Here is a 26,839-nt window from a genome sequence, read left to right on the forward strand (position 1 = left end):
GAGTCCGCCGGAACGTTCACGCCTCAGGCAACTCCACCACGAATGCCGCGCCACCCTCCGGCGCGGTGCGCACGCTGATGCGGCCACCCATCCGCTGCACGATCCTCGCGGCGATCGACAAGCCCAGTCCGCTGCCCACGGGCCGTTCGCCACTGTATCTGGCAAAGAGAGCGCCGCGTTCAAACGCGACGGCGGCATCCGCCTCCGTGAGTCCCGGCCCGCCGTCGCGCACTTCCGCGATAAGCCCGCTGCCGGGCACACTGCCCGAGGGATAGGCCGCAAGCACGACCGGGCAGCCCTCCGGAGTGACGCGCAGGGCGTTTTCCAGAAGCCCGTCCACCACTTGCCGCAACCGCTGGCCATCGCTGCGGATGGGCAGAGGCCCCGGAGGCAGCTCGAGCCGTCCGACGATCCCGTTTTGGACGCACACCGCCTGCCAGGCCTGCCAACTCTCCCGCAGAATCAGCGATGCGTCCACCGGCTGCAGCTCCAAGCGGAAATCGTCCGACTCGAGCCTCGCCAATTCCAGGAGGTCGCGGACAAAACGGTCCAAACGGTTGGTTTCGGTCACAAGGGTTCGCCCTACTCCGCTCACTTCGGCTCCGCTGACAACGCCGTCAGCCAGGGCCTCGGCGTAGCCTCGCAGCGCCGTGAGCGGCGTCCGGATTTCGTGCGAAACGGAGAGCAGGAACTCGCGTTGGCGTCCCTCGCTGGTCCGGAGCGCGGCGTCCAATGCGGCCAGGGCCTGTGAAACCTCCACCACTTCGGCGGGACCGCCGGGCGTCACTGCCACGGATCGTTCTCCGGCTGCGAGCCGGTGGGCCGATTGGGCGGTCCGCACCAACGGCCGGCTGAGCCATTGCGCCAACAAGCCACCCGCCACGATGGAGAACAGGAGGCAGACAGCCAGGGCGATCAACATCCGGCTGAGCAGCGGGGCAGCAGCTGCGCGGATCTCGGACACTGGCTGCGCCAGCACCACGCCACCGCCGGCCGCCAGGGGCGGGCCTCGAGGACCACAGTGTTTTGCGGACCATCCACAGTCTTGGACACCGGCTTTCCGGCCAGGACGTCCGCCACCGTTGTTGCATCCACCAGCCTGGCACCGCCGCCTGCCACGCGGCCGTCGTTGCTGATCTGCGCGAGCCTTGCGCCGTGGGTGAGTAGATCTGCGCGAAGGTCCTGGAGGCTCCCCAGACTTGTTTGTTTGCTGAGGGAATCGGCTTCAACCGCGAGGTACTTCTTGGCTTCGTCGACGGCGGTAGCGTTCACCAGTTGCGCTGCAAGCAAACCGGCGAGCACGACGGCGACGGTCGCGACGGCGGCGATCACCGCCGTCGTGCGCCCGGCCAGTGTGCCGAACCAGCGCCTCACGCCGAGCCTCCAGCGGAGCGTGGCCCGGACGTTGGAAGCGCCGCCACCGAGTACCCGACGCCGCGGCTCGTCGCGATGGGGGAGTGTTGGCCGAGCTTGGCGCGCAGTTGGGCGATGTGCACATCCACGGTCCGTCCGGCCGCATAGCTGGCTTGGCCCCACACCGCGGAAAGGAGTTGCTCCCGGGAGAACACGCGCCCCGGCTGGGCCATCAGATAGGCAAGGAGATCGAACTCGGTGGCGGTCAGGGTGAGTTCTGCCGTGCCGGCACGTGCGGTCCGGTTCAACGGATCCAGTTCGACCGCGCCGAGCACGAGCGGTTTGGGCCGTGGGGTGCCCTCTGTGCGGCGCAGCACCGCTTTGACGCGGGCCACCAGCTCGGAGGGCGAAAACGGTTTGGTGAGATAATCGTCAGCGCCCAATTCCAGGCCCAGGACACGGTCCACTTCCTCGTCGCGGGCGGTGACGAACAAGACCGGCGTCCAGTCCTCGGCCTGCCGCAGCTGCCTGCAGAGTTCGATCCCGTCCATGCCAGGCAGCCCGACGTCGAGGATCACCGCGACCGGCTTGAGCCGCTTGATCTGTGCCAGCGCGGAAATCCCGTCGCGCTCCAGGTGCACGCCGAAACCGGCGCGGCTGAGGTACAGGCGCTGGATATCGGCGATTGCCTGTTCATCCTCGGCAATCAGCACCAACCCGCGGCTTTCCTCCATGCGTCCATTCAACAGCAAGGACGAAATGCCTGGAGCGTCCTTGGCCCTCGAGGGTGACGGTTTTACATTCCTCGAACATTGGCCGAACAATCAGTTCATGCCTGCGGACCAAAGTGTTGTGGAGAGCGCTGGTGGATATGCCGCCGGCCGGAAACAAAGGACACGGACCATGAACAACTTCACCCCCGTCGCCAGTACCCCGATCCAGCGTCGCAAGGGCACCAAGGCCCGCACCGCCGTCGTCGGCGTCCTTGCAGCCGGTCTGCTGCTGGGTGGAGGCGTGATCGCCGCAAACGCGGCCACCTCAAGCAGCGCAAGCACGACGGCGGCAGTCGCCTCCCAACCGAACGCGACTACCGCCGTGGCCGCCAAGGCGGCGCTCGCACGGCATCCCTTGGCGGTTGCCCTTCGGTTCTTCGTCAACGGCGACAGCACCAAGGCCAACTAGGGTCAGCGGGCCGCGAAGATCGCCACTTTCATTGTGGACAAGCGTCCTCAGCTGGCGGCAAAGCTTCCAGCGGCCCTTCAAGCGGACTTGAAGGCGCTGAAAGACGCGGCGGCCGGCGACCAGGTCGCGAAGGCCACCCACATCAGGGATACCGCACTTAACGGCGGCTATGGACCGAAGATCCAGGCGCAAGCAAAGCGGATGCAGGAACAGAAAGCCAACCGCAAGGTCTGAGCCGCAAGGCCCTAAGCCGAGACCTTCGCTACGCCGGGACCTTCGCTACGCCGGGACCTTCGCTACGCCGGGACGTGGTCCCGGTCCGGCGCTGCATCCACAAGCACGCCGTCGAACGGCATTTCGTCCAGGTCGATCAGCGGGTTGGTGTCCTGGGTGGCCACCAGCTCGCGGGCCTCCGCAGCGGTGTCCACGCTGGGCATGGAACCCGGGAGGGGCCGCTGGGCAGATTCGCGGAGGAAGTAGATGGCAATTGCGCCAACCACGGACGTGCCCATGAGGTAGAACGCCGGCATCATGTCGTTGCCGGTGCCCTGGATCAAGGCTGCCACGATGAACGGCGTTGTGCCGCCGAAGATCGCTACAGAGAAGTTGTAGGCGATGCCCATGCCGCCATATCGGCTCGACGTCGGGAACAATGCCGGCAGCGCCGAGGCGAGGTTGGCCACGTAGAAGGTGACGGGGAAGGCGATCAGTGCCAAGCCGGCAAGCGTGGACCAAATATCTCCGATGCCGATCAGCAGGAAGGCCGGAACGGCAAACACGACGGTGCTGATGGCGCCGATCCACAGGACGGGCCGGCGGCCGATCCGGTCGGAGAGCTTGCCCGTCAGCGGGATGCAAACTGCCATGATGACCAGCACGGGGATGGTCAGCAGCGTGCCGTGGACGGGGTCGTAGCCCTTGGACTCGGTCAGGTAGGTGGGCATGTAGGACGTCAGCATATAGCCCACGGTGTTGGCGGCCGCAGCAAGGATCATGGCGAGGATAATCTGGCGCCAGTAGGCCTTGATGATGCCAACCGGTCCCTTGACCACGGCGGCGTCGCCAGCTGCGGCCTCTGCGGCAATTGCCTCCTGGGCGTCCAACGTGGCCTGGAACTGCGGTGATTCCTCGATCTTGCTACGGAAGTACACAGCGATGGCGCCGAGCGGCCCGGCGATAAGGAACGGCAGGCGCCAGCCCCACTCCTCCATGGCGGTCTGGCCGATGGTGAGCTGCAGGATGGACACCAGGGCCGCACCCAGGGCGAAGCCGATATAGGAGCCCATGTCCAGGAAGCTCGCGAAGAAGCCGCGGCGCTTGTCCGGAGCGTATTCGCTCACGAACGTCGTGGCGCCGGCGTATTCGCCACCTGTGGAGAAACCCTGGACGAGTTTCAGGATGACAAGCAGTGCCGCCGCCCAGATGCCGATCTGTGCGTATCCAGGCAAGAGGCCGACGGCGAAAGTACTGGCCGCCATGAGCAGCAGCGTGGTGGCGAGCACTTTCTGGCGGCCCACTTTGTCCCCCAGCCAACCGAAGACTACGCCGCCGAGCGGCCGTGCCAGGAAGGTTGCGGCAAAAGTTCCGAGCAGGAAGAGTGTCTGCACCGACTTGTCCGCCTCGGGCAGGAAGACGGGTCCCATCGTGGTGATGAGGTAGCCGAAAACTCCTACGTCGTACCACTCCATGGTGTTGCCGACGATCGTGCCGCCAAGGGCTTTCTTCAGCATCGGCTTGTCCACGACGTTGACGTCGGAAACCTTCAGCCGACGGCGTGTTGGAAGCTTCAGTTTCGAGGCGCCGCGGGGTGCGGCCTTGCTTGATTCAGCGGTGTTCCTAGCACCTGCTGAAGAGTCGGTCATGCTATGGTCTGTGGGCATTTGGGCTTCTCCTAGGGAGGTCATTTGCTTGCGACATACAGCTGCCCCGCTCTGGGCAGGGTTTCAATTTTACGCGAGTTTCGCCGAAACTGAGAGTCGCATTCCGAATTTGAGGCCCATTTTGGCCTGTCTTCGATCCAAATGCCTGCCGTTCACATGCCGCCTACAGCCGCGGAAACACGCGGATTTTGGCGTGTTCTCAGCGTTCGTTACCAAATTGTTTGGTTCAAGCCCCTCAAACGCACAGTTTGCTGATCATTCCCGGTGGATTTTCTGCCGCTTTCCGAGCACCACCGTGGCATCGAATTCTTCGGAATGAACCACTTTCGCTGACAGCCCGGCCCGCTCGAGCAGTGCCGCCGTCGTCGGGGCTTGCCGGGCACTCGTTTCGATCAGGAGGTGACCCCCGGGAGCCAGCCACAACGGCGCCTCCCCGGCGATCCGGCGCTGGACATCCATGCCGTCCGCGCCGCCGTCGAGCGCTACGAGAGGTTCATGCAACCGGGCCTCCGGCGGCATCATCCCGATTGAGTCTGTGGGCACATATGGAGCGTTCGCCACCAGCACGTCCACGCGTCCGCGAAGAGTGGCGGGCAGGGCCGAGTACAGGTCGCCTTCATGGACCTGGCCGCCCGCCGGCCCGATGTTGCGGCGCGCGCAGCGGACCGCCGTGGGGTCGACGTCGGCGGCGTGCAGTTCGATGCCGTCCGCCGCGGCAGCCAAGGCAGTGCCTACGGCACCCGAACCACAACAAAGATCGACGACGACGGCGCCCGGCCGGATCAAGCGGGCCGCCTCACTGGCGAGGTACTCGGTGCGGCGGCGCGGGACGAACACTCCCGGGTCCACTGCGATACGTTGGCCGCAGAACTCGGCCCATCCAAGGACATGCTCGAGGGGCAGTCCTGAGGCGCGTTGTTCGACCAGCCGGTCAAGGTGCCCAGGAGACTGCGCCGCGGCGATCAGGAGTTGGGCCTCGTCTTCGGCGAAGACGCAGCCAGCGGAGCGGAGCCGTGCTGTGATGGCGGAGTGGGAAGTTTGGAACGCTGGTGCTGACATAGGAGAGCCTTTCGGGATACCGAGGGGTGCTCTCCGGGCCACTTGCGTCAGACTCGTTTGTTCAGGCTCGTCGGTTCAGACTCGCCGCAGGATCGGGAGGGAGCACCCGTGAATTGTTGAGTTGATGGGTCTCACCTCCTGGTCTTGTGCTGGAAATGCTGGTCGCGTGCTGGAACTGCCATGCTAGCCGAGAGCGGACGGGGAGGCCACGAGCGAAACCGGGTTCCAGCAAACCCGGTGTTCCCAACCCTGGGTCTCAACACAGGGTCCCGACCCGGGGTTCCCAACACCGGCAGGAGTGTTTAGGGTGGATGCATGGGAACACTGATTTTTGAATAGACCGGCGCGTTTAGCTTGGTCGCAGAGACTGCTGACTTTTGCCGACGCCGCTGAGTTTGATCCGACAAAAATCCACGCCTGTTGAGGCTTCGCCTCCGCGCCGTTCCTGTTGCTGCTATTTGGACCCAAGGTCTCGCAGTGGACGTCGCAGTCCCGAGGCCTCTCCGGCAGTTCAGAGCTTAAGGAGTCCACTGCATGACAGCGAACACACCCGAAACCAACCCCGAGCAAGAACCCGTGGCGCAGGAATCCGACGCCCCGGCCGCCGGCGTCAAATCGAAACTGACTGACGCCCAGAAGGAAATGTTGGCCAGCAAGTCCCGTGGTGGCGCCGGGGCTGGCTGGCAGAGCACCGGAAAGGGACACAAACCCACGCAGGCGAGCGGCAAGCAGGCCAAGTCCGAAAAGAAGGTCCGCTGGTAGATCCTGCGGACAAGCGGACCGCTCCCACCTAATATGGATAATCCCTTCGTTTCATTGCAGAAAGGAAGAACAATGGCTGCGAAGCACGTTGCGCAACAGATCAACTCCGAGGTCGCCGGCCGGCACCTGGTCGAATCCATGGAAACGCCACTGATGCCGGCCCCGGCAACTGTGGCCGCGACCTTGGGCTCATCCCAAGGAACGTCTTGGCCGGACGGTAGCGGCAAGACCAAGCATCCCAAGGAGCGCGGCACCAACCATGGCCGCGCAGGGCAGCAGGCGGCCGTCACCGCGGTCCACCGCACCGGCCGTCCCCAGATGCCGCACTCCTCTTAGGAACACCCGACCTCGACGCGGAAAATGCCCTTCGCCACTGGAATTCCGTGGGCGAAGGGCATTTTCCGTTTCGCTGGAATTCGGGCTAGGCACGCTCGACTCGGGCTAGGCACGCTCGACGTCGTCGGGGGACTTGTCGGGGCGCCAGCCGCGCCAGACGGGGTGGCGCATCCTGTCGGTGCCGGTCCAGTCCCCGAAGGACACTTCGCCTACGAGCTCGGGGGCAACCCAATGGGCGGTGGCGGCATCTTCCGCCGGGATGTTGTGGAACGGTGAGTCCGGGCGGTCCAACGCTTGCAATCGCTTCAGGATGTCGCGCAGCTGCCAGTCCTTGAATCCGGTACCTACCCGGCCCGCATAGCGCAACTTGTCGCCGTCGGGAATCCCCACGAGCAACGCGCCGATGGTCCCAAGCCGCGTTCCGGCGCCCGGCCGCCAGCCACCCAGCACCACTTCTTGCGTGCGTTCCAATTTGAGCTTGATCCAGGACCTGCTGCGCCTCCCCGGCTGGTACCGGCTGTCCGCGCGCTTGGCCATGACCCCTTCAAGGCCGAGCTCGGCGGCGCTCGTCAGGATGTCGTCCAGATCATGCGCCAGCACTTCGGATAGGTGAAGGGGGGAGCCCTCGGTGGGCAACCCGGCACAGAAGGCAGACAGCCGGTTCCGGCGCTCGCTGAGCGGCAAAGAGATGAGCTCGGCACCCTCGCTCGCTCCGGCGTCGTACAGGAGATCGAACAACATGAGCTGCACGGGAACCGCAGCCCGCGCCCGTTCGACGTCGCCCGGTTTGAGGAGGTTCATCCGCTTCTGGAGCAGCTCGAAGCTGGGCCGCCCGTTCTTGCTGAGTGCGACGATTTCGCCGTCTGCTACGAAGTCGTGGTCAGGCCAATAGCGCGGATCCGCCAGTTCGGGGTAGGTGGGTGTCATGTCGATTCCCGAGCGGCTGGTCAGCCTGATCTTGCCGCCCGAACGCGAGACGATGGTCCGGAAACCGTCCCATTTGAGCTCAAGCAACCAGTCGCCGGTGGAGACGTCGGCGGTGGTCCCTGACGTCGCGAGCATGGGCGCATACGCCGGAACCGCTGAAACCGCCGGAACTGACGTGACCGGCGATGGGGCACCGGGCAACAGCGCGGTCTTATGGCCCGGCTCCTTCATCAGGTGGATCAGCCATTGCGACGGCGACTCTCCAGTGTGGATGAGCGCGAAGCGACGCGTTCCGTGGAGTCCGCCGCCGGGCTTGCCGGTGAGGGTGGCGATGACTTCTTTGCCGTCGCGCCATTTTTCGCACTCGAACTCGCCGCTGTCCCAGATGCTGACCGTCCCGGCACCGTATTCGCCCTTCGGAATGATGCCCGAGAATTCTGCATACTCGAGCGGATGGTCCTCCGTGCGCACCGCGAGGTGGTTCTTGGCCGGAGTGTCCGGCACGCCACGCGGCAAGGCCCAGGACGCAAGGACGCCGTTGTGCTCCAGACGGAAATCGAGGTGGAAACGGCGGGCGTGGTGCTCCTGGATGACGAAAATTCCGCCGGGCGGGCTGGGTTCCGCGTCCGCCTGGAGGGGACGGGATCCCGCTTGGTGCCCGACGGCGGGAAACGGTTCGGGGGTCCGACGCGGATCGCGCTTGTCCACATAGCTGGCCAACCTGGGGTTGACGGCTGTGCTGGCGACGGCGGTACTGGCGGTGCCTCCGACGGCGGTACTGGCGGTGCCTCCGACGGCGGTGCCTCCGACGGCGGTGCTCGCGCTGCCCGCGCCGGGGGAGCCGCCGTCGTCGTCGCTTTTGGTCCGCGAGCCGCCGGAGCGACCGGAGCCGCTGGCACCGTTGCCAGCATTCGCGGGCGCGTGCGCGGAGCGGTGGGCGGCTACCGCGGCGAAGGGGTCCATACCGTCTTTGACGCGCTTCATGACCGCCGTGAAATCCAGATGCTCGAGCTTGGGGGAGGCCAGTTCCTGCCAGGTCCTGGGGGCGGCCACCATGGGGTGGGCGCGTCCGCGAAGGGAGTACGGGACGATGGTTGTCTTGTTGCCGCTGTTCTGGCTCCAATCCACCAGGACCTTGCCGTGGCGCAGCGTCTTTTTCATGTCGCTGACGACAAGGTCCGGGTGATCCGCCTCGAGAGAGCGGGCCAACTCGTGCGCGAAGGCGGAGACCTGCTCCCATTTCCAGGTGCCATCCAGGCCGGCGTAGAGGTGGATGCCCTTGCTGCCGCTCGTGACCGGGACGGGGTCCAGTCCGATGTCCTGAAGGATGCTGCGCGCCAGCTTGGCGACTTCCACGCATTCGGGAAGCCCGGTGCCGGGACCTGGTCACAGGTCCAGCACCAAGCGGTCCGGCGGCAACATGGTTCCGTCGGCGTCCACCTGCCATTGGGGGACGTGGATTTCCAAGGCGGCAATCTGGGCAAGCCAGGTGAGGGTGGCGAGATTGTTGACCAGCGGGTAGTTGTTGCTGTGGTCCCTGTGCTGGATGGTGACGCGCGGAACCCACGACGGCGTGGAGTCGTCCAGGTTCTTCTGGAAGAACATCTGCCCGGGGTTATCCGTTGTCCCCACTCCGTGCACCCAACGCTTGCGCGTGGCAGGCCGGTCGGCAGCGGCGGGAATGAGGAACGGTGCCACCGCGGCGTAGTATTCGAGCACTTCGGCCTTGGTGGTACCAGTCTCCGGGTAGATGATTTTGCCCAGGTTGGTGAGCGTCAGTTCGCGGCCTTCGACGTTGACGCGTTCCTTTTGGCTGGTTGCCACCTCTTCACCTCCGCCTTGTTGTGATGTTGACTTAGTGCATGAGGGCCATATGGAAGGGTTCTATCGCGTTCGGGCTGGTCAACGTACCCGTCAAGCTCTACAGCGCCACCGAGGACCACGATGTCAGTCTCCACCAGGTCCACAACAAAGACGGAGGCCGCATCCGCTATCAACGGAAGTGCGAAATCTGCGCCTCTGTTGTGGATTATGAGGATATCGACAAGGCCTACGAAGAGGAAGGCCGCACGGTGGTGCTGTCCGGCGAGGATTTGAAATCGCTCCCGGCCGAGAACAGCAGAGAGATCGAAGTGGTGGAGTTCGTACCGGCCGAGCAGTTGGACCCCATCATGTACGAGCGGCCCTACTACCTTGAGCCGGACTCCAAGTCGCCGAAAGCCTACATGCTGCTCCTGCGCACCCTGCAGGACACCGAGCGCGTTGCCATTGTGCAGTATGCCCTCCGGCAGAAGACCAGGTTGGGCGCCTTGCGGGTACGCGGGGACGTGTTGATGCTGCAGTCCCTGCTCTGGGACGACGAGGTCCGCGAAGCGAATTTCCCCTCCCTCGAGACCGACGTCAAAATATCGGACAAGGAGCTGGAGATGTCCTCTGCCCTGGTGGACTCCATGGCGCGCGACTTCGAACCCGAGCAATACACCGACAACTACCAAGTTCAATTGCGCCAGCTCATCGCGGCCAAGTTGGAGAAGGGCGATTCGATCGACACCGAGGAGACATTCGGTGTAGCCGCAAGCGAAGGCGAAGGCGGCGAAGTCATCGACCTCATGGAGGCACTCAAGCGGAGCCTCGAGAAGAAGCGCGGCAAAGGCACGGCCTCCGGCACGGATACGGAAGAGTCCGACGACGCCGGCACCGGCAAAGCGGCCAGCAAGCCAAGGGTGCGGGTCAAGAAAGCCTGACGCGCCGCCGTCGGCCGCTCACCACTGGACATGTCCCCTGGGAGTCGCGGCCGCGGGCGCGCGCGGCCCGGTGTTGTCAGTGGTTTCGCAACGCCGAGATCAGTTCGGCCTTCTTCTTGCTTGAGTACCCTGTGAGGCCCAGCTCCTTGGCCCGGGATTTCAGCCTGGGCACGGTCCAGTCCTCATAGTCGCCCGAGGAACCGCCACGTCGGCCGACTTCCTTGCGCCCGACCTTGGCGGCTGCATTCGAGATTCTGGCTGCTTTTTCCTTCGATGCGCCATCCTCGCGGAGGGTTTCGTAGAGTTCCGGGTCCTTGAGGCTGGGATTTTTCTTCCTTGGCACGTGTTCCTCCTTAAGCAAGGTATCGGCTATGACGGAAGTTCCATCCGGAACCCGCAACGGCACTGCAGCACCTTTGTCGCCAAGTAGACGTCGAGTAGGTCCACCGTGGGGTCCTCCGTGGTCATTGGCGCGTAAACGCTACGGAATCCGGTGCCCGCAATCTTCATCGGTTCGCCACAGTGGACGTATTCGCCGCCGAATTGCAGCACACCTGATGCCGTTCCGCGCAGGTTTATGATCGCAGAGACGTCCTGGAATGTCGCAGGATGGGTGTAGAAGCTAGCACATTGCGAGCAGGTGTAGGCGGCTTCAACAAGGTCTGACACCGGTGGTTTGAGTGGCTCGGCCGAATCAAGAATCAAGTACTCGGTTGTGCCGCATTGAGCGCACCAGATTCGTTCACCCCGGGGGCGCGGTGCGCCGCTAGGGACTATGGGGTCAGAGATAGTCGGCATTGACGTAACTTCCTGGAACTGGGAATTGCGGCTCCCGCGCAGGGCGGGAGCCGCAATTCGAGCGGACTCAATCCTTCTTGAAAGCGTCCTTGACTTTTTCGCCGGCCTGCTTCACATCGCTTTTGGCCTGGTCCATCTTGCCTTCGGCTTCCAGTTTTTGGTTATCCGTTAGCTTTCCGGTTGCTTCCTTGGCCTTGCCTGCAAGCTTTTCGCCGGTGTTACGGATCTTGTCATCTGCACCCATGGACGTACTCCTTTTGGTGGTAACGGATTCAATTCATCTCGCCACATGGCGTGGATCGGGCCCTTCGGGGCCAGCCGTCGTCGGCTAGGCGTGAGTTCTCCGGCCGGAAACGAAGCTGAGGAGCCAGCCGATTGCCGCGACGATCAAGAGGACCAAGCCGACCCAAAGGAGCCAGCTCACTGCCTGCGAGAATCCGCCGACCAGGAGAAGAACGATTGCCACAACGCCTGCAATGATCAGAAGAGTGTTCACAATCACACATTCCTTACTAGAGCGGGGCCTCCGACAAGCGCCTGAGCCCCTTGCCATGTATTCGGTTGTCGGTTCACTTTCGAACCGCGCTTCCTCACCAGTCCCCCCGACTCCATGCGAGGTCTTACTGCAGTGGATGCCGCCTTGTTTCGCGGGATTTTCATCCAGGAGGACCGGCATCGACTTCCTCCATATTACTACTAAGTACGCTTATCAAAACAAGTGCTAAGCATGCTTATGAGAAATTTTGAGTATCGTCGTAGGCTAGGCGGAAGGGTTCGCGCCGGTGTCCGGCGCGCTTATCCGACCCGTTGTCAGCAGTCGTCTTGGAGGGGAAACCGTGAAAGCATCGCAAACTCTGGCAGATAATCTCCAGCTGGTCCTGACGGATCTGATTGAGCTCCAACTCCAAGGGAAACAAGCCCATTGGAACATCGTTGGCCCCAATTTCCGGGACCTGCATCTGCAGCTTGACGAACTCGTCGCAGCCGCCCGGGAGTTCGCCGACGAAACCGCCGAAAGGATGCGGGCGCTCCATGCACTTCCCGATGGCCGGAGCAGCACCATCGCTGCCTCAACCAGGGCTGGAGCAATTCCCCGCGGGGTTGACCAAAACCAAGGATGCCGTGAAGCTGATCACCGACCGCCTGGAGCGGACGGTCCAGACCATGCGTGATGTCCACGACGAAGTAGACGAAGAAGACCCCACGACGGCGGACCTCCTCCACGCGTTCATCTCCCGTTTGGAGCAGCTCGCCTGGATGATCAGTGCCGAAATCATGTCAGCCAGTGCATCCGTGGCAGACCCACAGGAAGCCTAGGAACCCGGGAACCCAGGCAAAAGGCGCCCGGGCATGCCACGGCTTCGCCGCAGCAAACCCGGCACTTCAGGCATTTCGCGGAGAAGGTCGGGCCGCGGATTCAGCTACTACTATCCGGACGGATCGCTTGTCGGGGGTAGGGATCGCAAGCGCCTTGATGCGCTTGCGATCCCTCCTGCGTGGGCCGACGTCTGGATATGTCCGTTCGAGAACGGGCACATCCAGGCAATGGGAGTGGACGACGCGGGTCGGAGCCAATACATCTACCACCCGGAGTGGCGGGCTCGCCAGGATACTGAGAAGTTCGCCCGGGCTGCTCGGCTCGGATCTCTCCTGCCGCAGGCGCGCCGACTGGTCTCCCGTCATCTGCGGGAGTCACCTTCGGAGAAGACCAGAACCTTGGCCGCGGCCGTGCGGCTCATGGACCTCGGGGCCCTGCGCGTTGGGTCCGACGGCTACATGCGCCGCAACGGCTCCTACGGTCTCACAACGCTGAGATGTAAGCACGTGCGGCTCAGTGGAGATGCGGTGTCCTTGCGTTTTCCGGGGAAGAGCGGCCAAACATGGGAATCCACCATCGAAGACGCCGCGCTGGCCCGGTTCCTTCAGCCCTTGGCCGAAAGATCTGGCAAGCAGCCCCTGCTGGCCTTCCACGAGGGTGGGGACTGGATCAGCTTGAACCCCACGATGGTCAACGAATACCTTCGCCATGTCACGGGTGGCGAGTACACAGCCAAGGACTTCCGCACCTGGAAAGGCACCGCGGCTGCTGGCATGGCGCTCGCAGGCAAGTCCGAGGTGCCTGCCCGCCAGCGCGTCCTTGAGGCCGTCAAGGAAACCGCCGAATTACTCGGCAATACGCCAACGGTGGCCAGAGCCGCCTATGTCGATCCGCGCATTGTGGAGGGGTTCCTGCGCCGGAGATCTCGAGCAACTCAAGGCAACCGAGTCCCAGATTGCCAATTACTTGGGGTCTTTGCCCTGAACCCCACTGAGCATGCTCCCTGTTGGCTGCGAGCGATGGACATAGCGCCAATATGTCCATCGCTCACTGCTAGGGGAGAGCATGCTCAGCGGTGGAGTGCTCGAGGGGGCATGCTCGGTGGGTTACTCGGCGTCGTGGTCCGTTTCGAGGATCTTCACCAGGCGGTTCCAGGGCTTCGTCGGCTCCGGCGCCCTCGGCGCGGAGCACCACGACGTCGCCGAACGAGGCACCCAGGCTCATGAGGGACAGGATGCTGGCTGCGTCCATGGCGTCGTCGGCGGGCTCGCCTTCGCGGGCGATCGTGACCTCGAGGTCCAATTCGCCGGCAGCTTCGGCGAAGATGGCCGCGGGGCGCGCGTGCAGGCCGACGCGGCTGGCAATGGTGGCGGTACGTTCGGACATTGTTGCTCCTTCATTTGTTTGCTTGGGGAAAGTCTAGAGACCCAGCTCGTTCAGGATAGGCAGCTGGGCGCGGACTGTTTGCCGTGCGGCGGAGGCACTCATGGAAAGCGTCGCGACGCCCAGCCCAACGAGTACGACGGCGAGGGCTGGATCCGTCGCGGCCTCACCGCAGACCCCCACGGGCTTCGTTGTGTGCTTTTAAGGGTTGGTTCAGGCTGCGACTGCGACAGGAGTCGGCTCGGCCTCGACCGGCTTCCTGACTGCCCAGCGCTTGAGGGCGATGACGGCGAAGGCCGTCACCACCGTGCCAACTGCGATCGAGAGGAAGAACAATAGGAAGTTGTCGATCGCGAAGAAGACGAAGAATCCGCCGTGCGGGGCCTTGGACCCTACGCCGAATGCCATCGACAGAGCGCCGGTGACGGCCCCGCCAAGCATGCTGGCAGGGATAACGCGCAGCGGGTCGGCGGCAGCGAACGGAATGGCGCCTTCGGAGATGAAGGAGGCGCCCAGCAGCCACGCGGCCTTGCCGTTTTCGCGCTCGGCCAAGCTGAAGCGGTGCTTGTTCAGGACGGTCGACGCAAGGGCCATGCGCCAGGGGCGGAACCATGCCGGACGCCATGACGGCGGCCATGATCTGCCACGGGGCCTGATTGTCCATGCTTGCGGCACCGAGGCCGGCGACGGCGAAGGAGTAGGCAACCTTGTTGACCGGTCCGCCGAGGTCGAAGCACATCATGAGGCCGAGGATCACGCCGAGTGCAATGGCGCTAGCACCAGTCAAGCCGGACAGCCAGCCGTTCAGGCCCTTGGTGATGGCGACAATTGGCGCGCCCAGGATCAGGAACATCAAACCGGAGGCCACGAGCGACGCCAGGAGAGGAATGATCACCACAGGCATCAGGCCGCGCAGCCAACAGGGCGAGCCTGGAGCCGGCCGATGACGTGGGCGATGTAGCCCGCGAGAAGGCCGCCCACAATGCCGCCGAGGAACCCGGCGCCCATGAATCCGGCAACCGCGCCGGCGACGAAGCCGGGTGCGATGCCAGGACGGTCAGCGATCGCGTAGGCAATGTAGCCTGCCAGGGCCGGGGCAGGAAGCCCAGCGATAGGGCGCCGATCTTGAAAAGGACCGCCCCGAGATAGGCGCCCAACGGGCCCCAGGCGTTGTCCGGGAACTGTGTCGGCAGGTTGAAGATGCTGTTGTTGACGACGATTGTGTCCGCGTACTTCGTGATCAGGTAACCGCCCATAAGGAAGCCGAGCGCGATCAACAGGCCACCACCGGCGACGAACGGGATCATGTAGCTGACACCAGTGAGCAGTGCCTTCTTGAGCTTCTGCCCGATGTGTTCGCTGGCTGCCTCAGCAGCCTGCTCGGCTTGTTCCTCGGCGCCGAAATGCGGGACGCGGTGGGCGTGTGGATCGCTTGCTGCCGCCAGGGCTTCCTGCACCATCTTGGCCGGTTCGTCGATGCCGCGCTTGACGGGAGCATTGATGACAGGCTTGCCGGCGAAACGCTCCTTGCCGCGGACATCCACGTCGACGGCGAAAATCACCGCGTCGGCGGCCGCGATGACTGCCGGGTCCAGCGGCTTGGCGCCGGAGGAACCCTGGGTCTCAACCTGCAGGTCGACCCCCATTTCCTTGGCCGCCGCTACGAGCGAGTCAGCTGCCATGTAGGTATGGGCGATGCCGGTGGGGCAGGCCGTGACGGCGACGATGCGCTTGGGGGACGTGGCAGTGGCGGCCGGCGCTGCGTCGGCAACGGTAGGCGCTGCGTGCGCGGCAGGCTTGTCTGCCAGAGCGCCGTCAACCAGGTCCACAATGTCCTGCTCGGTGGCAGCTGCACGGAGCGCGGCCGTGAAGTCCTTCTTGATGAGGGAACGGGCCAGTTTGGAGAGCAGTTTCAGGTGCTCCTGGTCCGCTCCTTCCTGGGCCGCGATAAAGAAGATGAGGTCCGCGGGGCCGTCCTTGGCGCCGAAGTCCACCGGGGTGGAGAGCCGGGCCATCGCCAGGGTGGCCTCAGTCACGGCGGTGGAGCGGCAGTGCGGGATGGCGATGCCGCCCGGCACACCCGTGGCGGTCTTCTGCTCGCGGGCGAAGGCATCTGCGAAGAGCCCTTCAACCTCGGTGGCGCGACCGGCCGCGGCAACTTTGCCGGCAAGGAAGCGGATGACGTCGGCGGGGTTGGCGCCGAGGTACTGATCGAGAGAGACCAGTTGGGGGGTGATGAGCTGGGTCACTGTTAGTCCTTCTGAAGGGCCGTGATGGTTACGGCGTCGGGAGTTGTTTGGTGGACCGCCGGGACAGTGGAGCCCGGCAGCGAAGCAGCGGCGGCACCGTGTGCCACAGCCTGACGAAGGCAGTCCTGCGCGGTTCCGCCGTTTATGGCGGCCAGCAGATAGCCAGCAAGGGACGAATCGCCGGCACCTACGGTGCTGACGGCTTGGATCGGCGGATGCGTGGCGAGCCACGCGCCGTCGGCGGTTACCAGGACGGCGCCCTTGGAACCGAGTGTTGCGAGTACTGCACCCACACCGCTGCCGACGACGGCGGCCGCGGCCCTGGCGGCAAGGCCGGGGTCCGCTTCCAATTCGTCAGCCGTGTGGACGTCGGTGAAGCCGGCTGCGGCGGCCAGTTCGGCCAGTTCTTCCGCGTTGGGCTTCAGGAGATCGGGCTTGCCGCTGGAGTCGCCGCTGATGGCAGCCGCCAGCGGAGCTCCGGAGGAGTCGATCGCTATGAGGGGGGTGGTGCCGTTCGCGGAACTGTTGTTCGAACGTAGTCGGCGGGCCACAGCGGCGTAGAAGTCCGCAGGAACTCCTGGTGGGAGCGATCCGGCGAGTACCACCCAGCTCGCGCCACGGGAGCGGTCCAGCAGCAGCCCGATCAGGGCTTCCTGCTCGTCCAGGCTCAACTCCGGGCCGGGTTCGTTGATCTTGGTGGTGACGCCGTCCGGTTCGGTGAGCGTCACGTTGCTGCGCAGCGGCTCACTGATGGGGAGCGCGGCGTAGGGGACGCCGTCGTCGAGCAGGCCCGCGAGCACGGGATCGGAATCCCCGCCCGGCAGGACTGCGACAGTGTCCAAGCCCGAGGCGACCAGTGCCCGGGAGACATTGACGCCCTTGCCGCCGGAGTGCTGGTGTACGGCGACCGCGCGCTGTACCTCGCCGCGGGCCAAGGGGGCCGGGAGCTCCACTGTACGATCCAGGCTCGGATTGGCGGTCAGGGTGACGATCATGCGACCACCACATCGACGCCGGCCTCGGCCAAAGCGGCAGAGAGCTCTTCAGAGGGTTCGTGGTCAGTAATCACGGTGTCCACATCTTTCAGGGCAGCGAACTGGACGAGGGTTTCCGCGTCCAGCTTGGAGGAGTCCGCGAGGACGACGACGCGCCTCGCGGACGTGACGAAGGCTGCCTTGACGGCGGCTTCTTCGGGATCAGGGGTGCTGAGCCCGAACGTGGCATGGATTCCATTGGCGCCAACAAATGCGATGTCGGGGCGGAGCCGGGAGGCGGCTTCCACCGTGGACTGCCCCACCGCGGCTTGGGTGAGTCCGCGGACACGGCCACCCAGGATCTGGAGGGCGATGTTCGGGTTACCGGAAAGGCGTCCGGCGATGGGGATGGCGTGGGTGATGACCACCAGTTCTTCGTGAGGGCCATGTCCGTTGGAGGCCGCCGCGTGCTGGGAGGTCCTCTGGTCCAGCAGCCTAGCGAGGGCTTCTGTGGTGGAGCCGGCGTCGATCAGGATGCTGCCGGCCGCGTTTACGGGGATGAGAGAAAGGGCGGCCTCAGCAATGCGAAGCTTTTCCGGCTGGCGCTGGACGGCTCGCTCAACGACGCTTTCCTCGCGTGTGCTGAGGCGGTCGGAGGGGACAGCTCCACCATGCACACGGCGGAGGTTGCCAGCGGATTCGAGGGCCGCGAGGTCTCGGCGGACAGTCTCCGTGGTGATGCTGAATCGGTCCGCAAGGTCCGTGACGCTGACCCGTCCGCGGTCGGCGACGAGCTCGGAGATCAGCTGTTGGCGCTCTTCAGCAAACACATACCCTCCATTGCGTACAAGCTGTAGATACATCAGTGACAGTGATCACATGATGTGGAATTGCTTGACTCTATCTTTGTTCATGTTGGTCTGTCAATAGAAAAACAACACAAACAAAGATTTGGGTGGAGGAGGGTGCGATTGCGGCCGGGTTCCAGCCGGTTCCAGCCGGAACGGGGTGTGGTTGGGGCGGGGCAACTGTGGATTCTGCTGGATCATTCGGGGGAGGACGCCTTACGGGCCGCGGAATGCCGGGGGCGGTGGGCCTGGGCGGCGGAATGATCCAGCAGAATCTCACCGCGAACGCGCACGACGGGGAGGCGGACCAGCTCAGTCCGGCCCGGCGACGGGATGGCCAGCCCAATAGGGGGTGGTCAAGAAGGGGCTGGTCTGCCCTGCCGCCGGACCGGATAGTGCCCTACGGCCACTCGATTTCGAGCCGGCCCGGGTATTCGAGGCGAACGGGGTAATCGATGGGGAGGTTGTCAGGGTCGGGAGGATCGGGCAGGCGGCACTGCGGAGAGGAATCGGCTTGGCTGCGGTGCTTATTCCTCTGGCTGCCGAGCTCGTCGGGCTCTTTCTGGGAGTCGCCGTCGACGCGCTGCGTGGTGCTTTCGAGCTTCATGATGATTCCTTCTGGTAATGCTGCAGGCGCGTCTAAGCCGGTATTTCCAACTCGAACCCGCAACTGCACTTCAAGATCTTGGTAGGAAGGTGGACGTCCCGGGGAGAGCTGCGAGATTGACGCCGGTCGGCCCCCTGTGATTCGAAGCTTCGCAGTACGGTTTCCGTCTCTACGAGGGGTTCGCCGCAGTGGAGATAGTGGTTGCCGAATTCCAGCAGGCTGGAGCCGTCCTGAATCCCCCGACGATTCAGGACGGCTCCAGCCTGCTGGACGGTGGCGCGATGGTTGTAGGAAAACCCGCAGGAGGTGCAGGTGTAGAACACGGCGATCTGCTGGGAAGGCCGCGAAGTGGTTGCTTTGATGGATTCAATGACCAGGTGCCTGTCGGTGCCACAACCGTTACACCACAGAGGATGGACTCCGGGCTGATGCGGCTCGTGGGGTATCGGAGATTCGGAGAGGGTCGACATCGACTAAGCCGAGGCCGATGCCAGGCATTTGCTCACAGGGCAGCACCTTCACATTGAGTGACTTGGCGCCCGGCTGCATGAGCGGAAACAGGCCGAAGGCTCGGCCCTTGTCCGGTGGTCTTTACGGACTGTAGAAAGAATTGTGCACTGCCGGCCCCCGGCGCGCAAGCCCTATGGAGGGTTTGTCCATGTGATGGATGCCGTTTTGGGAGGCTGGTTTTCCTCCCATTCGAGCCCTGCTGCTCCTAAACTAAGCCATGGACGGAATGGACCTGAACGCGTCGGTAGTGGAACAACTCCAGGACTTGGTCATCGACAGCGAAGATGTCAGCGGCTTCCTCGAAGATCTTGCGGTGTTCACGGCGTCCTCAATGTCCGATGCGCGCGGCCAGGATGTCCTGTGCGGCGTGACGTTGAGCCGCCGCCGGCGATCGATGACAGTGGCCGGAAGCAGCCACGAAGCGCGCCTCATTGACGAGGTGCAGCAAGCGTACGGGGATGGGCCGTGCCTGGAAGCGATGCGAGCCGGAAAGGCTGTTCTGGTTTCGGACACGTCCGCCGACTCGAGGTGGCCCGAATACTGCACCACCATCGCGGAGCGCGGACACGGTGCGGTGCTCTGCGTCCCCTTGAATTTGGAGGAGGGCGCGACGGGGGCGATCAACCTGTTCGCCCCGCAGCGCGACACTTTTGATGAGGCGTCTATCCGTAGCTGCGAACAGTTCGCGAGCCAGGCAGAAAAAGCCTTGCGCCTGGCCATTCGGATAGGCGCAACCCAACAACGCGCGGAAGATCTTGAGCAGGCCATGCGTTCACGGACCGCCATCGATCTGGCAACGGGCGTCATTATGGGCCAGAACAGGTGCAGCCAGGAAGAGGCATTCCGGATTTTGACGAAAGCCTCCAATGGCCGGAATCAGAAACTGAGGGATGTTGCCGAATCCCTCCTCCAGTCCCTTTCGAAGGAAACGCCAACCTCGCACTTCGAAGCGTAGGCGCCTCTGCTAGCTGCGCTCCGCGATATTCTTGACGCCCTCCACGAGGCTGTCCCACATGCCCTTTGAATGCGCGGCTTCATCCGGGCTGGCGTTGTTGTCCTGGACCAAAGTCAGCTTGGTCATCCCGCTTTCGGGCTCCAAGGTCCAAATGAGGGTGTGGTAGTTTTCCGGGGCGTCGACCTGGCCTGACAGGGGACTGAAATGGGTGTTTACCAGGCGCCTCCCGGGTTCGAATTCCAGGATGGTGCCCTTGTCTTCGTACTCCTTGCCTTGCCAAACGCCGCGCCAAGCGATGGACCCGCCGACCGTCCAGTCGGTGACAATCTCAGTTCCGAACATGAACTCCTTGATGGCCTGGGGGTCGGTGAGCACTGACCACACCCGATCGGCGCTTGCGTGGATCGTGATGGTTGAACTCGCGATGAATTTGCCCGTCATGTCAGTCTCCTTTTGCTGCCTGCGCCTGCGTCCGGACGCTGGCGCAACAGAGTCTACGCCCGCGACGGGACGGGACGGAGAGACTTCCGACGGCGCGACGGTGGACTTACCGCTGCCGTTGAGCGCGAGCTCGCCGGAACGGTGCCGGCTCGCCCGAGCCTTTCGGCGACCCGGGCGCGTACCGGCGATTTCGACGGCGGCGGCGGGCCGAGCGTTATCGCGACGTCTGGCCCATCAACATAGGCTCTTTCCCATGGAAACAGTCGCCTGGTCCAAACAGGAAAATGAGCGCGCCGGAACGCCACTCCTTGTGATGATGCACGGATACGGCACGGATGAGCAGCGAATGGTGAATCTCTTTCCGCAGCTCCCTTCGGATTTCACCTGTGCTGCGCTCCGCGGGCCCATGGCAATCGGTGACCACTACGGCTGGTTCCTTCTGGACTACTTCTTGGCCAACGACTTCGCGGACGTTATCGCCGCCACGAACAAGGTGTTCGCCTGGATTGACTCGGTCAAGCACAACCACAGCAGCGTGAGCCTTCTGGGCTATTCCCAAGGCATGGCCATGGCCAGCACCCTCCTGCGTCTCCGTCCTCAAGGCTTTAAGGCGACGGTCGGGCTCTCCGGATTCGTCCTGGAAAACGACCTCCTGGCACTCAGTGAATCCTTCGACTCCCCGCCGCCGTTCTTCTGGGGCCGGGACAAGGGTGATCCCGTGATTTTCAGTGAGGCGATCGAGCACACCGAGGAATGGCTGAACAAGAACACGGCCCTCACTGCGCGCACCTACCCCGGCATGGGGCATCGCATCGAGGCCCGGGAAATGGCCGATGTCAGCGCTTTTCTGCGGTTCTACGCCCTTCACTAAAGTGAGGCCTACGTCACAATCGACGGAACTGGAATGCAACTCTTGATTGCCAAAATTGTAAGCGCTTACACTTTTCTTCGGCGGTGCAAGGAAGTGCCGTCAAATCCAGAAGAAGAAAGGGTTGAGGCCGTGTTGAATGGTTAAGGCTCACCGCGTCACTATTCAGGACGTTGCCGTCCTCTCCGGGTTGTCCATCTGCACCGTTTCCCGCGCATTGCGGAACCTGCCGAACGTCTCCGAAAAGGCTCAAGCGAAAGTGAGCGACGCCGCAGCCAAGCTTGGCTATAAGGCATCTTCCGCCGCAGCCAGGTTGGCCGGCGGAAGTACCGGCTCCATCGCCATCATCGCCCCCACGGCTACCGCATGGTTCTTCGCCCAGGCCGTTGAAGCAGCCGAGGAAGTGTTTGGAGACAGCGGTTTCGACACCGTCCTGATCAGCCTGCGCGGCAAGTCGAGCGTCAAGAGGAAGATCTTCGGCGATCTCCTTGGTCTGTCCCAGCGGGTGGACGGCGTCCTGCTCTTGAATGTTGATTTGAGCGAATCCGAGGTTGCGCTCCTGGCAGCATCCGGCCTTGCAGTTGCGAGCGTGGGGATGACTTCCGTACCGTGGGACAACGTAGGGATCGACGACGAACTAGCGGCTTGGCAGGCCACCTCACACCTCCTGGGGCTGGGCCATTGGGATTTGGCGGTGCTTTCCGGCCGCGAAACCCAGGAGAATTCCGTGCTGACGGCCAGTGACAGGCTCAAGGGATTCGGCCGCGCACTGAGAGACCATCACCTGACCGTTCATCCGGGCCCTGGTCATCAACTCGGATTCCACGATCGACGGCGGACGCAAAGCCATGAATGAACTGATTGCCCACCGAAGCCTTCCCACCGCTGTTTTCGCCGACTGCGACGAGGCGGCATTTGGCGCACTGATGGCCATGCGCGAACATGGATTGTCTGCACCGAAGAATGTCTCCGTCATTGGAATCGACGACCACCCCATGAGCTGGTTCCTTGGCCTCAGTACAGTGGCGCAGCCAGTGGCGGACCAGGGTGCCTTCGCCGCCAACCTCTTGGTGGACCGGCTCCAGAACGCTGATGCCCCCAACGAACCCTCCCATCACTTCCTTGACACGAAGCTCATCGAGCGCAAAACCACGCGCCGCCAGCGCTGAACGGATCACTGCACACCATGACTGATACCCGAGCAACCCAGAAGACTGCCTGGACTGGCGCTACCGCGCTCCTTTTCGACCTCGACGGCGTGCTGACGCCCACCGCCGTGGTGCATGAGCAGGCCTGGCAGGAACTGTTCGACGGTTACCTGGCCGGGACGGGCCATCCGGACGGTTACCGGGAGAGCGACTACTTCGACCACATTGACGGCAAGCCGCGCTTCGATGGTGTGCGGGATTTCCTTACGTCCCGCGGGATCACGTTGCCCGAGGGGCCTACTGACGAGGATCCTTCAAAGGCCAGCGTGCAGGGCCTGGGCAACCGCAAGAACCTGATCTTCAATGAGATCGTGGATTCGCGCGGCGTCGAGCCCTACGCGGGCTCGGTCCGCTTCATCCATGCCGCCCTGGAGCTGGGACTCAAGCTCGCCGTCGTATCCTCCTCGCGAAACGCGCCCGCCGTCCTGAAGGCGGCCGGGCTGGATGGCTACTTCCCGGTGGTGGTGGACGGCCAGGTGGCGGCCGCCGTCGGGCTTCCCGGCAAGCCGGACCCGGCCACGTTCCGTTATGCCGCCGAGCTGCTGGACGTCCCCGCCGCGGGCTGCGTCGTCGTCGAGGACGCGGTGTCCGGTGTTCAGGCCGGCAGCGCCGGAAACTTCCGCGCGGTGATCGGGGTGGACCGGGGGGCCGGCCATCAGACCCTGCTCGACGCCGGTGCAACCTTTGTTGTCGACGACCTCGACGATCTTCTCTGACTCACCCGTTTCACCCGAAACAGAAAGAACCAACAGTCCATGGCACTCATCAGCTCCGACCGGCTGCGCTTCCCCTGCGAACCGTGGAAGCTCGTGGAGAGCATCCACGTTCCCGGCGATGCCGGTACGCTCGAAACACTTTTCAGCCTCGGCAACGGCCACCTGGGCATCCGCGGTGCCCATTGGGCCGGCGCGGACAGTGAACTTCCCGGTACGTTCGTTAACGGTTTCCACGAAACATGGGACATCAAGCATGCCGAGAACGCGTATGGCTTCGCCCGCACAGGGCAGAGGATCGTCTATGTTCCGGATGCCAACAACTTCAACGTCGTCATCGACGGCGAGCAGCTGAGCCTTGCCGAGTCCGCGGTGCAGAATTACCGCCGCAGCATCGATTTCGCCACGGGTTTGTACGAATGCGCCGTCACGTGGGAATGCCGTTCAGGCGCCATCGTCACCACGGTGGAGCGACGCGCCGTCGGCGTCGAATCCAGGGGTTCCCTCGGCATCGAGCTAAGCCTCACTGCCGATCGGCTGGTGTCCGCGGACATCACGTCCTTGGTGATCAACCGGCAGGACCAGCCTGTGGAGGACCACTCGGCCCACGACCCCCGCCGTTCCGGCCGCCACGCCGGCCGGGTGTTGCTCCCTCTCCACCTCCAAGGCTCCGACGGGTCCCTGCGCATGGCGTGGGAAACCGCGGAATCCCGGCAGCGCATCGGCATGGCCGTGGACCACTGGATTTCCGCCGAAGGCCAGCCTTTCGAAACCGTGGTGGGGGAGGACGAGTCAACGGTTCGCTACGTCATGGCCGTAAATGAAGGCGAGACGTTCCGCTTGGAGAAGAGCGTCAGCTACGTCGTGAACAGCGCCGATGCAAGCGAATCGGACCCCGGCGAGATCCTGGCGTCCGACGCCGAATTGGGACTCGTGCCGTTCGACGCGCTCCTGACCGAAGGCGCCGCCCACTTCAACGACTACTGGTCTACGGCAGATATCACCATTGGTGGCCAGCCCGAACAGCAGCAGGCCGTGCGCTGGAGCCTGTTCCAGCTCGCCCAAGCGACGGCGCGTGCCGGCGTCGCGGGTATCCCGGCCAAGGGCGTCAGCGGCTCCGGCTATGAGGGCCACTACTTCTGGGACCAGGAAGTGTACCTGCTGCCGTACCTGACGTACACCAACCCGGCAGCCGCCCGCCAGGTCTTGGAATCGCGCCACGCCATGCTTCCCGATGCCCGGATCCGGGCCAAGGAACTGAGCGTGGACGGTGCGCTGTTCCCGTGGCGCACCATCAACGGGCTCGAGGCCAGCGCCTATTACGCGGCCGGCACCGCGCAGTTCCACATTGCCGCCGCGATCTCGTTCGCGGCGAATCGCTACCAGTGGGCCAGCGGCGACCCCGGCTTCCGCGCCGAGGTGGGCGCCGATCTGTTGATCGAGACGGCTCGCATGTGGGCTTCCTGGGCTTCTTTGGCAAGGACGGCCTGTTCCACATCCACGGCGTGACCGGCCCTGATGAATACACGGCCGTGGTCAACGACAACCTCTACACCAACGTCATGGCCCGCTTTAACCTGCGGGCTGCCGCAGCGCTGGAACACCCGGACGTGCCGGACACGGAACGGATGGTGTGGCAACAGGCCGCCGCGCGCATGTCCCTTCCCTACGATCCGGACATGGAGATCTACAGCCAGGACAACGACTTCATGAGCATGGAGGCCCTGGGATTGGTCCCTGCCGCGGTCCAAGTACCCGCTGCTGCTCAACTTCCACCCGCTGGTGATCTACCGGCACCAAGTCCTCAAACAAGCCGATACCGTGCTGGCCATGTTCCTGCAATGGCAGGACTTCACGGCCGAGGAAAAGCAGCGCGCCTTCGACTTCTACGATCCCATCACCACGGGAGACTCCACGCTGTCAGCGTGCGTACAGGGCATCATGGCTGCGGAGGTGGGCTACTCCGACGTCGCGATCAAGCACTTCACCGAGGCCTTGTTCATCGATCTGGACAACACTCACAACAACACCGTGGATGGCGTGCACATCGCGTCCACGGGCGGCATTTGGAGCTCCTTGGTGTGCGGTTTCGCAGGCATGCGCGATCAGGGCCAGGTCCTGCACTTCGACCCGCGCTTGCCGGACGAATGGGACAGCCTGTCCTTCCGCCTCAAGATCCGCGGGCGGCTCTTGTCCGTCGAGCTGCGCGCGGGGTCCATCAGCCTTGCACTGGTGGCGGCTTCGGCGGACACCACGCCGCTGGAGCTCAGCGTCCGTGGCGAGCGGGTCGCCGTCGGCGTCGAGACGGTCACGGTGCCGCTCGACGCTGTGCCGGTCCCCGAGCCGTCGGTCTTCCCGAGCCTCTTCCCGACGGCGGGACTCCCCGTGATCGGTAGCGTGCGGGTTTAGTCCCACCGATTCATAAGGTTCGACGACGGCGGCCGCGTGCCGCCGTCGTCGTCCGCCTGAGGGCTACTTAGGCGCGATGCCCCGCATGGTGTTGTTCCGCTTCTCATGGGTAAGCTCGGCGAGACCTAGGGCTTCCAGCAACGGTGGCATGTACATGCCGAAGCGGCCGCGGTAGCCCTTGCGGAGGCCGTACCAACCGCCCACCGGATTGGCGTCGTCGCGCCCCCAGGCCTCCACCGTGCCCTCGGCTGCGGGCTTGTTCTCGTCGGCAGCCCCGAGCGCAACCCAATCGCCCTGCTCCAGCAGCCACGCATGCAGGTCTTCGATGGCGCGCAACTGGTATTTGAGGGTGGTGGAACCCACCTGGCAAACGATCGCCGGCGGATCACCCGCTTCGTCGCGGTACATCGTGTAGTCGGAGAGAACAGGCGGGGTGGTGAGCTTCCAGGGGTCTTCCTTGGATCCAGCGGCCATTGTGTCGGTGTCCTTTTCTGGCGGCGGTGTCGCGAGGGCATCGCGGTGATGGCTTCACGCTACACAGGAGTGGGGCGGCGCAGGAAGGGCACGCCATTCGCGCAAGGGGACGTCTGCAGCAGCTCAAGGGCCGACCTGGCGACCGGAATGAGATACCTCAGCTTCGATCGACCTTCTGCGGACTCGCTGAAGGAGGTGTTGCTACGACGTGAAACGCCTGCGAGGGTCGAGCGCTTGAAGCTAAAGACGGAACTCAAATTGGTATGCGGGAAACGGTAATACTGGAAAAGGTCTTGAGCCTGCGTGACTCAGCAAAAAACTGACGTGCCCGGCGGCACTGTCTTTCCGACGATCTGTCCGCCGGCTCAAGGTCCGTTTAAAGGGGTGTGGAGCCAGGCGGACATGACTTCATAGCGCCTCTGTGTGTCAAGCGGCGGTTCTTCGGCATGGTGGTGGTCGTGCAGGATGCGCCGGTAGAGGACGTTGGAGAGACGTCTTTTGAGTGCTCTGCGGGCTTCGCGGGGTGTTTTTCCTTCGGCAGTTACGAGGCCGGAGGCACCTTCGTCGGGATCACCGACGGCACCGGCACCACCGTCACCCTGGGCTCGATCACCGCACACGTGACCACACCAAGACTCACAGGCTTGTGAAAAGAGAAATATCCGACGCTTAGGTTCTGTTTCCGTCTGAGTGGCGTGAATTTGTGGGATTTGGTTGCATTCCCAGCTAAGAGCGAGAGGAACTCTTTTTCGATACTGCCGGTAGACCCAAGTTACTGTTGATGCAATATGGGCAGAACGTGGTACGTTCTGCTCGCTGTGAAGGAGATCTGTGCGCCCGA

At 63.7% G+C, this 26,839-nt stretch carries 27 protein-coding genes and 7 pseudogenes; 16 read left to right on the forward strand and 18 right to left on the reverse strand.

Features of this window, described 5'->3' with window-relative positions; translation table 11 throughout:
- Window positions 1-16: 16 nt before the first annotated feature.
- Genes ACF0H6_RS14055 through ACF0H6_RS14065 form a run of 3 tightly spaced genes read right to left on the reverse strand, consistent with a single transcriptional unit; the run spans window position 17 to window position 2,087 of the window.
- The gene (locus ACF0H6_RS14055; protein ID WP_395250244.1) at window positions 17-964 is read right to left on the reverse strand and encodes a sensor histidine kinase; all 948 of its coding nucleotides are present in this window, start codon (window positions 962-964) and stop codon (window positions 17-19) included.
- The gene (locus ACF0H6_RS14060; protein WP_395250245.1) at window positions 916-1,374 is read right to left on the reverse strand and encodes a hypothetical protein; all 459 of its coding nucleotides are present in this window, start codon (window positions 1,372-1,374) and stop codon (window positions 916-918) included. The genes ACF0H6_RS14055 and ACF0H6_RS14060 overlap by 49 nt, the downstream gene beginning before the upstream one ends.
- Window positions 1,371-2,087 carry a response regulator transcription factor gene (locus tag ACF0H6_RS14065; RefSeq protein WP_395250246.1) on the reverse strand — a complete coding sequence of 239 codons (717 nt, stop codon included), beginning with the start codon at window positions 2,085-2,087 and terminating at the stop codon, window positions 1,371-1,373. The genes ACF0H6_RS14060 and ACF0H6_RS14065 overlap by 4 nt, the downstream gene beginning before the upstream one ends.
- 169 nt (window positions 2,088-2,256) lie before the next feature.
- Between ACF0H6_RS14065 and ACF0H6_RS14070 the strand changes: the two genes are divergently transcribed.
- Together ACF0H6_RS14070 and ACF0H6_RS14075 are read left to right on the forward strand one after the other, a co-directional pair.
- Entirely contained in the window at window positions 2,257-2,535 is a 279-nt protein-coding gene (locus ACF0H6_RS14070; RefSeq protein WP_395250247.1) for a hypothetical protein, read from the forward strand.
- Between the two features lie 33 nt (window positions 2,536-2,568).
- The gene (locus ACF0H6_RS14075) at window positions 2,569-2,769 is read left to right on the forward strand and encodes a hypothetical protein (RefSeq protein WP_395250248.1); all 201 of its coding nucleotides are present in this window, start codon (window positions 2,569-2,571) and stop codon (window positions 2,767-2,769) included.
- 62 nt (window positions 2,770-2,831) lie between these two features.
- Here ACF0H6_RS14075 and ACF0H6_RS14080 read toward each other — a convergent pair whose 3' ends face one another.
- Together ACF0H6_RS14080 and ACF0H6_RS14085 are read right to left on the reverse strand one after the other, a co-directional pair.
- Window positions 2,832-4,415, reverse strand: a complete 1,584-nt coding sequence (locus ACF0H6_RS14080; RefSeq protein ID WP_395250249.1) for an MFS transporter — start codon at window positions 4,413-4,415, stop codon at window positions 2,832-2,834.
- A 255-nt stretch (window positions 4,416-4,670) separates the two neighbouring features.
- The gene (locus ACF0H6_RS14085) at window positions 4,671-5,474 is read right to left on the reverse strand and encodes a putative protein N(5)-glutamine methyltransferase (protein ID WP_395250250.1); all 804 of its coding nucleotides are present in this window, start codon (window positions 5,472-5,474) and stop codon (window positions 4,671-4,673) included.
- Between the two features lie 534 nt (window positions 5,475-6,008).
- Between ACF0H6_RS14085 and ACF0H6_RS14090 the strand changes: the two genes are divergently transcribed.
- Both ACF0H6_RS14090 and ACF0H6_RS14095 read left to right on the forward strand, forming a co-directional pair.
- Complete coding sequence (locus ACF0H6_RS14090; protein WP_395250251.1) at window positions 6,009-6,236, forward strand: hypothetical protein; 228 nt, start codon at window positions 6,009-6,011, stop codon at window positions 6,234-6,236.
- Window positions 6,237-6,308: 72 nt separating this feature from the next.
- Window positions 6,309-6,572: a hypothetical protein gene (locus ACF0H6_RS14095; protein ID WP_395250252.1), complete on the forward strand. Its 264-nt coding sequence runs from the start codon at window positions 6,309-6,311 to the stop codon at window positions 6,570-6,572.
- 105 nt (window positions 6,573-6,677) lie between these two features.
- Here the strand turns inward: ACF0H6_RS14095 and ACF0H6_RS14100 are convergent.
- Window positions 6,678-9,323, reverse strand: a pseudogene (locus ACF0H6_RS14100) (ATP-dependent DNA ligase).
- A gap of 38 nt (window positions 9,324-9,361) precedes the next feature.
- Here ACF0H6_RS14100 and ACF0H6_RS14105 point away from each other — a divergent pair.
- On the forward strand, window positions 9,362-10,243 hold the full coding sequence (locus tag ACF0H6_RS14105; RefSeq protein WP_395250253.1) for a Ku protein: 882 nt from the start codon (window positions 9,362-9,364) through the stop codon (window positions 10,241-10,243).
- Window positions 10,244-10,319: 76 nt separating this feature from the next.
- On the opposite strand, the gene ACF0H6_RS14110 is transcribed toward ACF0H6_RS14105, so the two are convergent.
- The 4 genes from ACF0H6_RS14110 to ACF0H6_RS14125 form a co-directional block, all read right to left on the reverse strand.
- Window positions 10,320-10,586 (reverse strand): Rho termination factor N-terminal domain-containing protein, encoded by a 267-nt coding sequence (locus ACF0H6_RS14110; RefSeq protein WP_395250254.1) that lies wholly within the window; start codon window positions 10,584-10,586, stop codon window positions 10,320-10,322.
- A 26-nt stretch (window positions 10,587-10,612) separates the two neighbouring features.
- Window positions 10,613-10,948, reverse strand: coding sequence for a hypothetical protein (locus tag ACF0H6_RS14115; protein ID WP_395250255.1), 336 nt, complete (start codon window positions 10,946-10,948; stop codon window positions 10,613-10,615).
- Window positions 10,949-11,108: 160 nt separating this feature from the next.
- Window positions 11,109-11,285 carry a CsbD family protein gene (locus ACF0H6_RS14120; protein WP_395250256.1) on the reverse strand — a complete coding sequence of 59 codons (177 nt, stop codon included), beginning with the start codon at window positions 11,283-11,285 and terminating at the stop codon, window positions 11,109-11,111.
- Window positions 11,286-11,369: 84 nt separating this feature from the next.
- Window positions 11,370-11,537 (reverse strand): hypothetical protein, encoded by a 168-nt coding sequence (locus ACF0H6_RS14125; RefSeq protein ID WP_395250257.1) that lies wholly within the window; start codon window positions 11,535-11,537, stop codon window positions 11,370-11,372.
- Between the two features lie 340 nt (window positions 11,538-11,877).
- Between ACF0H6_RS14125 and ACF0H6_RS14130 the strand changes: the two are divergent.
- Both ACF0H6_RS14130 and ACF0H6_RS14135 read left to right on the forward strand, forming a co-directional pair.
- Window positions 11,878-12,358 (forward strand): annotated as a pseudogene (locus ACF0H6_RS14130) (Dps family protein).
- A gap of 33 nt (window positions 12,359-12,391) precedes the next feature.
- A pseudogene (locus ACF0H6_RS14135) lies at window positions 12,392-13,174 on the forward strand (DNA topoisomerase IB); the annotation flags it as partial.
- Window positions 13,175-13,465: 291 nt separating this feature from the next.
- Here the strand turns inward: ACF0H6_RS14135 and ACF0H6_RS14140 are convergent.
- From ACF0H6_RS14140 to ACF0H6_RS14165, 6 genes and pseudogenes are all read right to left on the reverse strand, one after another.
- Window positions 13,466-13,745 (reverse strand): annotated as a pseudogene (locus ACF0H6_RS14140) (HPr family phosphocarrier protein).
- A gap of 33 nt (window positions 13,746-13,778) precedes the next feature.
- Window positions 13,779-13,931, reverse strand: a pseudogene (locus ACF0H6_RS14145) (putative PEP-binding protein); the annotation flags it as partial.
- Window positions 13,932-13,955: 24 nt separating this feature from the next.
- A pseudogene (locus ACF0H6_RS14150) lies at window positions 13,956-15,991 on the reverse strand (fructose-specific PTS transporter subunit EIIC).
- A gap of 2 nt (window positions 15,992-15,993) precedes the next feature.
- Window positions 15,994-16,986, reverse strand: a complete 993-nt coding sequence (locus tag ACF0H6_RS14155; protein ID WP_395250258.1) for a 1-phosphofructokinase family hexose kinase — start codon at window positions 16,984-16,986, stop codon at window positions 15,994-15,996.
- Window positions 16,983-17,795 (reverse strand): DeoR/GlpR family DNA-binding transcription regulator, encoded by an 813-nt coding sequence (locus ACF0H6_RS14160; protein ID WP_395250259.1) that lies wholly within the window; start codon window positions 17,793-17,795, stop codon window positions 16,983-16,985. The genes ACF0H6_RS14155 and ACF0H6_RS14160 overlap by 4 nt, the downstream gene beginning before the upstream one ends.
- Before the next feature lie 418 nt (window positions 17,796-18,213).
- Window positions 18,214-18,420 (reverse strand): hypothetical protein, encoded by a 207-nt coding sequence (locus tag ACF0H6_RS14165; protein ID WP_395250260.1) that lies wholly within the window; start codon window positions 18,418-18,420, stop codon window positions 18,214-18,216.
- Between the two features lie 727 nt (window positions 18,421-19,147).
- On the opposite strand from ACF0H6_RS14165, the gene ACF0H6_RS14170 reads away from it, so the two are divergent.
- Window positions 19,148-19,885 (forward strand): GAF and ANTAR domain-containing protein, encoded by a 738-nt coding sequence (locus tag ACF0H6_RS14170; RefSeq protein WP_395250261.1) that lies wholly within the window; start codon window positions 19,148-19,150, stop codon window positions 19,883-19,885.
- A 9-nt stretch (window positions 19,886-19,894) separates the two neighbouring features.
- Here ACF0H6_RS14170 and ACF0H6_RS14175 read toward each other — a convergent pair whose 3' ends face one another.
- Window positions 19,895-20,326 carry an SRPBCC domain-containing protein gene (locus tag ACF0H6_RS14175; protein WP_395250262.1) on the reverse strand — a complete coding sequence of 144 codons (432 nt, stop codon included), beginning with the start codon at window positions 20,324-20,326 and terminating at the stop codon, window positions 19,895-19,897.
- 253 nt (window positions 20,327-20,579) lie between these two features.
- Here ACF0H6_RS14175 and ACF0H6_RS14180 point away from each other — a divergent pair, with 253 nt between their 5' ends.
- From ACF0H6_RS14180 to ACF0H6_RS14210, 7 genes and pseudogenes are all read left to right on the forward strand, one after another.
- A complete protein-coding gene (locus tag ACF0H6_RS14180) occupies window positions 20,580-21,197 on the forward strand; it encodes an alpha/beta hydrolase (RefSeq protein ID WP_395250263.1) in 618 nt (205 codons plus the stop codon).
- A gap of 136 nt (window positions 21,198-21,333) precedes the next feature.
- A complete protein-coding gene (locus ACF0H6_RS14185) occupies window positions 21,334-22,050 on the forward strand; it encodes a LacI family DNA-binding transcriptional regulator (RefSeq protein ID WP_395250264.1) in 717 nt (238 codons plus the stop codon).
- Window positions 22,043-22,363, forward strand: a complete 321-nt coding sequence (locus ACF0H6_RS14190; protein WP_395250265.1) for a substrate-binding domain-containing protein — start codon at window positions 22,043-22,045, stop codon at window positions 22,361-22,363. The genes ACF0H6_RS14185 and ACF0H6_RS14190 overlap by 8 nt, the downstream gene beginning before the upstream one ends.
- A gap of 17 nt (window positions 22,364-22,380) precedes the next feature.
- Window positions 22,381-23,118, forward strand: a complete 738-nt coding sequence (locus ACF0H6_RS14195; protein ID WP_395250266.1) for an HAD family hydrolase — start codon at window positions 22,381-22,383, stop codon at window positions 23,116-23,118.
- Window positions 23,119-23,157: 39 nt separating this feature from the next.
- The gene (locus ACF0H6_RS14200) at window positions 23,158-24,624 is read left to right on the forward strand and encodes a hypothetical protein (protein WP_395250267.1); all 1,467 of its coding nucleotides are present in this window, start codon (window positions 23,158-23,160) and stop codon (window positions 24,622-24,624) included.
- A gap of 23 nt (window positions 24,625-24,647) precedes the next feature.
- Window positions 24,648-24,782 (forward strand): annotated as a pseudogene (locus ACF0H6_RS14205) (hypothetical protein); the annotation flags it as partial.
- A 70-nt stretch (window positions 24,783-24,852) separates the two neighbouring features.
- Window positions 24,853-25,524: a glycosyl hydrolase family 65 protein gene (locus ACF0H6_RS14210; RefSeq protein ID WP_395251311.1), complete on the forward strand. Its 672-nt coding sequence runs from the start codon at window positions 24,853-24,855 to the stop codon at window positions 25,522-25,524.
- Window positions 25,525-25,587: 63 nt separating this feature from the next.
- On the opposite strand, the gene ACF0H6_RS14215 is transcribed toward ACF0H6_RS14210, so the two are convergent.
- Entirely contained in the window at window positions 25,588-25,998 is a 411-nt protein-coding gene (locus ACF0H6_RS14215; protein WP_395250268.1) for a DUF6855 family protein, read from the reverse strand.
- 446 nt (window positions 25,999-26,444) lie between these two features.
- Between ACF0H6_RS14215 and ACF0H6_RS14220 the strand changes: the two genes are divergently transcribed.
- Window positions 26,445-26,648, forward strand: a complete 204-nt coding sequence (locus ACF0H6_RS14220; protein ID WP_395250269.1) for a hypothetical protein — start codon at window positions 26,445-26,447, stop codon at window positions 26,646-26,648.
- The last annotated feature ends 191 nt before the right edge of the window (window positions 26,649-26,839 follow it).

The organism is Arthrobacter sp. NA-172 (genome assembly GCF_043952055.1).
Taxonomy (GTDB): Bacteria; Actinomycetota; Actinomycetes; order Actinomycetales; family Micrococcaceae; genus Arthrobacter.